This is a genomic window from Sphingopyxis granuli NBRC 100800 (genome assembly GCF_001591045.1).
GTDB lineage: Bacteria > Pseudomonadota > Alphaproteobacteria > Sphingomonadales > Sphingomonadaceae > Sphingopyxis > Sphingopyxis granuli.
Window position 1 is genome coordinate 1 of record NZ_BCUA01000115.1, and the last position, 8,857, is coordinate 8,857.

Annotated in this window: 8 protein-coding genes; 1 reads left to right on the forward strand and 7 read right to left on the reverse strand. The window is 67.9% G+C overall.

Features of this window, described 5'->3' with window-relative positions; all coding sequences use genetic code 11:
* Positions 1 to 105 precede the first annotated feature (105 nt).
* The 7 genes from SGR02S_RS17760 to SGR02S_RS17790 form a co-directional block, all read right to left on the reverse strand.
* Positions 106 to 885, reverse strand: coding sequence for a tyrosine-protein phosphatase (locus tag SGR02S_RS17760; protein ID WP_067113146.1), 780 nt, complete (start codon positions 883 to 885; stop codon positions 106 to 108).
* A 2-nt stretch (positions 886 to 887) separates the two neighbouring features.
* Positions 888 to 1,691 (reverse strand): crotonase/enoyl-CoA hydratase family protein, encoded by an 804-nt coding sequence (locus SGR02S_RS17765; RefSeq protein ID WP_067113149.1) that lies wholly within the window; start codon positions 1,689 to 1,691, stop codon positions 888 to 890.
* A gap of 186 nt (positions 1,692 to 1,877) precedes the next feature.
* Positions 1,878 to 3,008 carry a CaiB/BaiF CoA transferase family protein gene (locus SGR02S_RS17770; RefSeq protein WP_067113153.1) on the reverse strand — a complete coding sequence of 377 codons (1,131 nt, stop codon included), beginning with the start codon at positions 3,006 to 3,008 and terminating at the stop codon, positions 1,878 to 1,880.
* A 69-nt stretch (positions 3,009 to 3,077) separates the two neighbouring features.
* Positions 3,078 to 4,328, reverse strand: coding sequence for an acetyl-CoA C-acetyltransferase (locus SGR02S_RS17775; RefSeq protein ID WP_067113158.1), 1,251 nt, complete (start codon positions 4,326 to 4,328; stop codon positions 3,078 to 3,080).
* Between the two features lie 28 nt (positions 4,329 to 4,356).
* On the reverse strand, positions 4,357 to 5,139 hold the full coding sequence (locus tag SGR02S_RS17780) for an SDR family NAD(P)-dependent oxidoreductase (RefSeq protein WP_067113161.1): 783 nt from the start codon (positions 5,137 to 5,139) through the stop codon (positions 4,357 to 4,359).
* A gap of 13 nt (positions 5,140 to 5,152) precedes the next feature.
* Entirely contained in the window at positions 5,153 to 6,358 is a 1,206-nt protein-coding gene (locus SGR02S_RS17785; RefSeq protein ID WP_067113164.1) for an acyl-CoA dehydrogenase family protein, read from the reverse strand.
* Positions 6,355 to 7,449, reverse strand: a complete 1,095-nt coding sequence (locus SGR02S_RS17790; protein WP_067113168.1) for an acyl-CoA dehydrogenase family protein — start codon at positions 7,447 to 7,449, stop codon at positions 6,355 to 6,357. The genes SGR02S_RS17785 and SGR02S_RS17790 overlap by 4 nt, the downstream gene beginning before the upstream one ends.
* A 132-nt stretch (positions 7,450 to 7,581) precedes the next feature.
* On the opposite strand from SGR02S_RS17790, the gene SGR02S_RS17795 reads away from it, so the two are divergent.
* On the forward strand, positions 7,582 to 8,562 hold the full coding sequence (locus SGR02S_RS17795; protein WP_067113170.1) for an NAD(P)H-dependent flavin oxidoreductase: 981 nt from the start codon (positions 7,582 to 7,584) through the stop codon (positions 8,560 to 8,562).
* Positions 8,563 to 8,857: the final 295 nt, after the last annotated feature.

The following is an 8,857-nucleotide window of genomic DNA, read 5'->3' on the forward strand; positions in this document are numbered from 1 at the left end:
TTGCAAGTTGAATCCCCACACGCCTTAGGCCGCTATCGCCATTACAGACCGCCAGTGACCCCAGCTTTCGCTGGGGCGACGGATGCCGGTCCGGGAAACCGCCGTTCAGACGACCAGCTTATCGACCATCGCCTCGCGCATTTCGGGGGTGACGTTCAGCACCGCCTCGGCATAGCCCGCGATGTCGCCATGATCGCGCCGCACAGTGGCCAGCGCGGCGTCGAGGTAGGCGGGGTTGACCGACATCAGCGCGCGAACCGCATCGTCCTTGATCTCGCCCCCATAGCGCTGGCGGATATGCGCGGCACCCTGGGCGATCCGCTCCTCGATCTTGCCCGCCGTGTTGGTGAGCAGATAGTCGTGCATCAGGTCGTCCTCGTGCACGCCGAGCAGGCGGTGGACGATCGCGACCGCAAAGCCGGTGCGGTCCTTGCCCGCGACGCAATGGACGAGGCTCGGCGCATCATATTCGGCGAGCGCCGACAGATAGAGGCGCAGCGTCGCGACGAGCGCGGGGCGATAGGGCATGGCGGCATAGGTGTCGATCATCCGCGCACGCGCCGTCTCGACGTCGATCGCGCCGCCCGCCGCCTGAAGATGCGGCGCGAGGCCCGCGGTGATGCCACCCGCGAACAGAACGCGCGCCGCGAACCGGTCCGATCGGCGGCACGGATGCAGTTCGCGCTCGTCGTCGCCGCGCAGGTCGACGACCGTTTCGAGGCCCAGCGCGTCGAGCGCGGCGAGATCGTCGTCGGTCGCCGCCTCGTGCTGCGCCGACCGCCACAGCACGCCGCTGCGCAGCTGCCCGCCGCCCTCGACGCCATAGCCGCCGTAATCGCGGAAATTGTGGACGCCCGAAAGCGGCAGGACGCGGTCGGCGGCCATGGTCAGTCTCCCGTGAACACCGGCGCGCGCTTTTCGACGAAGGCGTTGATCGCTTCGCGGTTGTCGGCGGTTTCGTGGACGATCGCCTGATAGGCGGCGCTGAGTTCGAGGATGTCGCTCATCCGGCTGTGCTGCGCCTCGCGCATCAGCCGCTTGGTCAGCCGCAGCGCGCGCGGCGGGTTGCAGACGATGCGCTCGGCGATCGCGACGGCGCGGTCGAGCAGGTCGGCATCGGGCACGACCTCGGTGACGAGGCCATAGTCCTTCGCCGTCGCCGCGTCGAAACGGTCGCCGGTCAGGAACAGCTCGGCGGCGCGCGGATAGCCGAGCACGCGCTGGAGCAGCCAGGCGCCGCCGTCGCCGGGGACGATCCCGACCTTGATGAAGCTGCACGCGAATTTGGCGCTCTCGGCCGCGATGCGGATATCGCAGGTGCAGGCGAGGTCGCAGCCGAGCCCGATGGCGTGACCGTTCACCGCCGCGATCATCGGAACCTCGCAGTCCATCAGCGCGCGGATCACCGCCTGGACGCCGCGGCGATAGTTGGCGCGGGTCGAATCGGGCTGGTCGAGCACCCCGATCCCCTGCCGTTCCTGCATGCTCTTCAGGTTGCCGCCGGCGCTGAACGCCTTGCCGCTGCCGGTCAGGATGATCGCGCTGACGCCGCGATCCTCGCCCAGCGCGCGCAGCGTGTCGATGATGTCGTCGCAATCCGCATGCGTCCCGATCGCGTTCATGCTTTCGGGCTTGCTCATCGTCAGGATGGCAATCTTGCCCCGCCGCTCGACACTCAGAAATTCACCCACGCCCTTATCTCCTCTAGAATCCCGACTCTGGAGCATCGAGACATCAAATTGTACCCGTTCGTGCTGAGCTTGTCGAAGCACCGTCCTTTCTCTGACTCCGTAAGAGAAAGGACGGTGCTTCGACAAGCTCGGAGCCTGCCCCCGCGAAAGCGGGGGGCAAATGGTTCAGGTTTAACCCGCGGTGCTCTAGCGAACCGCACCGCCCTCGCGCAGCGCCTTGATCCGGTCGGCGTCATAGCCGAGCCCGGCCAGCAGCGCATCGCCGTCGGCGCCGACCTCGGGCGCCGCCAGCGGCACGTCGTTCGTCGTCGCCGAATAGCGCGGCGCCGGGGCCGGCTGGGTCGCGCCGCCGATGGTGACGAAGGTTTCGCGCTCGACATTGTGCGGATGCTTCGGCGCCTCGTCGAGCGAGAGCACGGGCGCGAAGCAGACGTCGGTCATCTCCATCAGCGCGCACCATTCATCGCGGGTCTTCGTCGCGAACAGCGCGGTCAGCCTGTCCTTGAGCGGGGCCCATTGCGCGGGGTCCATCTGCGCGTCGAAGGCGGGGTCCTTGTCGAGCCCCGTCTTCTCGCGCAGCAGCGCATAGAATTGCGGCTCGATCGACCCGATCGAGATGAACTTGCCGTCGGCGCAGCGATAGGTGTCATAGAAATGGGCGCCGCTGTCTAGCATGTTGACCCCCGCCTCGTCGTGCAGCCGGCCCATGGCGCGGAAGCCCCAGGTCATGCCCGCGAGCAGCGCCGACCCGTCGGTCATCGCGCAGTCGATCACCTGGCCCTCGCCGGTCTTCGCCGCGTGGAGCAGCGCGCTGGCCATGCCGAACGCGAGCATCATGCCGCCGCCGCCGAAATCGCCGACATAATTGACGGGCGGCGTCGGCTTCTCGCCGGCGCGGCCGACCGTGTGCAGCACGCCCGACAGCGCGATATAGTTGATGTCGTGCCCCGCCGACTGGGCATAGGGACCGAACTGGCCCCAGCCGGTCATGCGGCCATAGACGAGCTTCGGATTGTCGGCGAGCAGCACCTCGGGCCCGAGCCCCAGCCGCTCCATCACGCCGGGGCGATAGCCCTCGATGATGCCGTCGGCGCTTTTGCACAGGTCGCGTGCGATCTCGACCGCCTGCGGGGTCTTCATGTCGAGCGCGATCGAGGTGCGCCCGCGCGACAGCGGATCGCGCGGGTCCATGAACCCGCCCGGACGGTCGATGCGGATCACCTCGGCGCCATGGTCCGCGAGCATCATGCCGCAGAAGGGGCCGGGGCCGATGCCGGCGAACTCGATGATCCTGACGCCCCTGAGCGGTCCGGTCATGTCGTGTCTCCTGTCCGTTCGTCGCCACCCGCGAGCGGAGCGAAGCGCTCGCGGGTGGCGATAATCGCCTCAGATGCGTTCGATGATGATCGCCGGCGCCATGCCGCCCGCAGCGCACATGGTGACGAGGCCGTAGCGGCCGCCCGAACGCTCGAGCTCGTCGAGCGCGGTGCCGATCAGCATCGAACCGGTGGCGCCGATCGGGTGGCCGAGCGCCATCGCGCCGCCGTTGATGTTCACCTTCTCGCGATCGAGGTCGAGGTCGCGGATGAACTTCTCGGCGACCACCGCGAAAGCCTCGTTGATTTCCCAGACATCGATGTCCTCCTTCCTGAGGCCCGCCTTTTCGAGCACCTTCTTCGCCGCCGGGACCGGGGCGTTGAGCATCAGCGTCGGATCGTCGCCGATATTGGCATAGGCGACGATGCGGCCGCGCGGCTTCAGCCCATGCTTGTCGGCATAATCCTTCGAGGTCAGCAGGACCGCCGCCGCGCCGTCGACGACGCCCGAGCTGTTGCCGGCATGGTGGAAATGCTGGATCTCCAGGTCGGGATAGCGGCGGTTGATCTGCTTGCGGAAGGTGGTGCCGTCCCCGAGGTCGAAATCGGCGAGGCCCGCGAAGCTGGGCTTCAACGCCGCCAGTCCCTCGGCCGTGGTTTCGGGGCGCGGGAATTCCTCGCGGTCGAGCGCGACGCTGCCGTCGGGATTGTGGACGGGGACGACCGACTTGGCGAAGCGGCCTTCCTTGATCGCCTTGTCGGCACGCTGCTGGCTGACGAGGGCGAGGGCGTCGAGCGCCTCGCGGCTGATCCCCTCCATCGTCGCGATCGCGTCGCCGCACACGCCCTGGTGCGACTGCGGGTGCAGCACGTCGAGTTCGGGGTTGCCCGATCCCATCATGCGCTGCGGCAGGCCGGCGTTGGCGCGCTCCGCGGACAGCTGCTGCTGATAGCTCATCATCTCGGTGCCGCCGGCGATGACGCAATCCTCCATGCCGCTCATCACGCTGGCGGCCGCGAAGTTCACCGAGCTGATGCCGCCGCCGCAGAAGCGGTCGAGCGTCGTGCCGCTGGCCTTGATGTCGTAACCCGCCGCCAGCGCCGCCATGCGGCCAAGGTCGCCGCCCTGCTTGCCTTCCTGCGTCGAGGTCGACCAGACGATGTCGTCGACGGTCGCGGTGTCGAGATTGTTGCGGTCGCGGATCGCGGCGAGCACCGTCGCGGCCAGATGCTGCGGGTGCAGGTGCGACAGCGCGCCCTTGCCGGGCTTGCCGATCCCGCGCGGGGTGCGGACGGCGTCGATGATATAGGCTTCGGACATGTATCTATTCCTTTCGTTGGGGAGAAAATCAGCGCGGCGCCATGCGAATCGCGCCGTCGAGGCGGACGCACTGGCCGTTGAAATAGGTGTTGCGGACCATCTCCATCGCCAGGCTCGCATATTCCTCGGCCTTGCCGAGGCGCTTGGGGAAGGGGACGGAGGCCTCCAGGCTTTCCTTGACCTTCGGGTTCATATTGCCGAGCAGCGGCGTGCCGAACACGCCCGGCATGATCGAATTGACCCGGATGCCCAGGTCCATCAGGTCGCGCGCCATCGGCAGGACGAGGCCGTTCACGCCCGCCTTGGCCGATCCGTAGATGACCTGCCCGATCTGCGCGTCCTGCGCCGCGACCGACGCGGTGAAGATGATCGCGCCGCGCTCGCCGTCCTCCAGCTCGGGCAGTGTCGCCATGCCCTCGGCGGCGATCGAGCCGATGCGATAGCTGGCGGTCAATATGCCCGCGACGCCATATTCGTAATCGGCGGTCGGGGTGCGGCGATATTTGCCGGTTTCCTTGTCGAAGGCGAGCGTCTTGCCGCGGCGCGAGGTCATCGCGCAGTGGACGGCGATGCGTTCCTGCCCATGCGCTGCGCGCGCTGTGGCAAAGCCGTCGACGACCGACTGCTCGTCGGTGATGTCGACATGGACGAACAGCCCGCCGATCGCCTTCGCGACCTCTTCGCCGAGCGCGTCGTTGATGTCGAATATCGCCACCTTGACCCCGGCGGCGGCGAGCGCTTCGGCGGTCGCGCGGCCCAGCCCCGATGCGCCGCCGGTGACGACGGCCGCGGTGGAGGAATCGATCTTCATGGGGAGGCTCCTGTCAGGCTGGTATCTCGTTGAAGGGCACGCCCTTGTCGGGGCGGTGATCCTGCGGCAGGCCGAGGATGCGCTCGGCGATCGTGTTGAGCAGCGTCTCGTCCGACCCGCCGGCGATCCGGCCCGTCGGGGCGTTGATCCAGCTCGACGCCCAGTCGTCCTTGGGGGAGGCGTGCGCGTCGAACGCGAAGCCCGCCGCGCCCTGCAAATCGATCGCGAGTTCGGACAGCTTCTGGCGCGAGCGCACCGCGACCAGCTTGTTCAGCGATCCCTCCGGCCCCGGCGTCATCCCCGCCTGCATCATCAGCCGCGCGCGCACATTGATCGAATCGAGCCCGGCGCGCATCGCATGGTTGCGTGCGATCTGCTGCCGGATGCGACCGTCCTCGATCGCCGGACGGCCGTTCAGCCGCACCTCTTTCGCCAGGTCGACGAACAGGTCGAGGTGCGGGCCGAAGCCGGCGCTGTCGGTTGCGACATAACGCTCGATCATCAGCGTCGCCATCGCGACCGCGAAGCCGCCGCCGACCGGCGACATGCGGTGATCGTCGCCGATCCGCACATCGTCGAAGAACACCTCGTTGACATGGCTGTCGCCGCCCGCGAGCTTGATCGGGCGCACCGTGACGCCCGGCGCCTTCATGTCGACCCAGAAATAGGTCAGACCCTTGTGCTTGGCGACGGTCGGGTCGGTGCGCACGACGATGACGCCATAGTCGCTATATTGCGCCCAGCTCGTCCAGACCTTCTGCCCGTTGATCTTCCAGCCGTTGCCGTCGGTCTCGGCGCGGGTGCGCAGGCCGGCCAGGTCGGTGCCGCCCGACGGTTCGGAGAAAAGCTGGCACCAGATTTCCTCGCCCTGCAGCGCCTTCAGCACGCGTTCCTTCACGAACTCGCGGTCGGTGCCGAACTGCATCAGCACCGGCACCGGCATCCCCAGCGAAATGCCGAAATAGACGTTCGGGAAGCCGTGCTTCATCTCCTCGGCCTCGAAGGCGATCTTCTCGATATGGCCGAGCCCCTGTCCGCCCAGATCGGTCGGCCAGTTGATGCCGGCGAATCCCGCGTCGAACTTCGCCTTCTGATACCGGCGGCCGAGCGCGAGATCCTCTTCGACCGACAGGCCCTTGCGTGCCGCCTTGCCGAATTGCGGCACCATCGACTCGCACCATGCGGCGGCCTTGGCGCGCCAGCCTTCCAGATCGCTCATGCACCTTCTCCCGCCAAACGGTCGACGAGGACATCCTCCCAGAACAGGGTGCTGCCCTGTTCGAGCGCCAGGCTGCGCGCGCGGCGCATGTGGAGGTGCAGGCCGATCTCCCACGTCACGCCGATGCCGCCGTGAATCTGGACGCAGTCGCGCGCCGCACTGTCATAGGCCTCGGTCGCCGACAGCCGCGCAGCGGCGGCGGCGGTGATGAAATCCTCCGCCCCCTCGCGCGCCGCGGCATGGATGCAATTGGCGCGCGCCAGTTCGACGAGGCCGTAAAGCTCTGCGATGCGGTGCTTGATCGACTGGAACGCGCCGATCGGCTGGCCGAACGCCTTGCGCGTCACCGCATAGTCGCGCGCGATCTCCATCAGCGCTTCGGCGCCGCCCGTCTGTTCGTGCGCGGTGACGACGGCCTGGAGCGCAAGGATGTGCAGCGCCGCGTCGCGCGCCGCGCCGCCCGTCTCCAGGCGCTCGGCGGGCGTGCCCGCGAAAACGAGGTCGGCGAGACAGCGACTGTTGTCGAAACTGGCGACCGTCCGCCGCTCGACCCCGGCCAGCTCGGCGACCGCCAGCACCGGCCCGTCCGCTCCGGCGGCGAGCAGGATCGCGATATCGGCGGCGACGCCGCCCGATACCGCGGGCGCGATGCCGTCGAGCCGCCCGTCGGCGAATCGCACGCCGGGCTGCGCCGGCAGCGGATCGGCGCCCGATGCAAAGGCGATCGCCCCGATGCTGTCGCCGCTCGCAAGGCCCGGAAGCCAGCGCGCCTTCTGCGCGTCGGAGCCGTAGAGCTCGATCGCCTTGGCCGCGCCGAAGCCGGAGGTCAGGAAAGGCGCGCCGCTCAGCGTGCGCCCCGCCTGATGCGCGATCAGTCCCAGCTCGACGAGGCCGAGCGCCAGCCCGCCATGCGATTCGGGCAGCGCGAGGGCGGTCCAGCCCTGTTCCTTCGCGGTCGCCCAGAAACCTTCGTGATAGCGCCCCTCGACCTCGAGCAGCGGCAGAAGGTCTTCCTTGCGCATGCGGGCCTCCAGGACGCGCCGCGATTCGGTCGCGATCGCCTGCTGGCCCTCGTCGTGGAGGATCGTCATCGCCGCACCTGTCCTTCTCTCACCCTTCGCTCTTGCCAATGAACCGGACGTTGACGTAAACGTCAAGTCAATTCCGGCGCGGCGGCGACGTAGCGTCACCATGTGGGCAACGAACAGAGGGAAGGACAGCGAATGGCTTTCAAGACGCGGATCACCGAGATGCTGGGAATCGAGCATCCGATCGTGCAGGGCGGCATGCAGAGCGTCGGCTATGCCGAACTGGCGAGCGCGGTGTCGAACGCCGGCGGGCTCGGCATCCTGACGGCGCTGACCCAGCCGACTCCGCAGGCGCTGCGCGAAGAGATCGAGCGCTGCCGGTCGATGACCGACAAGCCGTTCGGCGTGAACATGACGGTGTTTCCGACGATCAACGCGCCCGACTACAAGGCCTATGCGCAGGCGATCATCGACGGCGGGGTGAAGATCGTCGAGACGGCGGGGACGCAGGCCGTGCGCGAAATCTGGGAAATGCTGAAGCCGCACGGCGTCACCATCCTCCACAAATGCACCGCGGTGCGCCATGCGCTGTCGGCCGAACGGGCGGGCTGCGACATCATCTCGATCGACGGTTTCGAATGCGCGGGGCACCCGGGCGAGGATGACATCCCCGGGCTGATCCTGATCCCGGCGGCCGCCGACAAGGTGAAGATCCCGATGCTCGCTTCGGGCGGTTTCGGCGACGGACGCGGCCTCGTCGCGGCGCTCAGCCTCGGCGCGGAGGGGATCAACATGGGCACGCGCTTCTGCGCGACGAAGGAAGCGCCGATCCACGACAATGTGAAGCAGGCCTATGTCGAGAATGACGAGCGCGGCAGCTTCCTGATCTTCCGCAATTTCAAGAACACCGCGCGCGTCGGCAAGAGCGCGGTCAGCGAGGAGGTGGTGCGCCGCCTGTCGCTGCCCGATGCGAAGTTCGAGGACGTCCAGCCGCTCGTCGCGGGCGCCGCGGGTCGCGAACTGCTCGAAACCGGCGACCTCAGCAAGGGCGTCTTCTGGGCCGGCATGGTGCAGGGGCTGATCCACGACATCCCGAGCTGCCAGGACCTGATCGACCGCATCATCGGCCAGGCCGAAGCGATCATCGACCAGCGTCTGGCGGGCTTTCGCCGCTAGAGGCCGATGACGTTGGATTGACCTTGCGAGCGGCGCGAAGCGATCCGGGGCGGCTTGCGGCCGCTCTGGATTGCCGCGCGCAATGACGATTCCATCGAATGCGGCATCCGTGTGTCCCCGTGAGCGCGGGGACCCGAAGCGCCTTGACGCCATCACCGAACTTGACCCCGGGGTCCCGCGTGTCGACGCCGCTGAGCGAGACCCCCGGATCAGGTCGGCAATTAATCTCTTTTCGAAAGGCAATCGTTCCCCGGCGAGAGCCGGGGTCCACGCGGGGCAGCGCTGTGCCATCTGG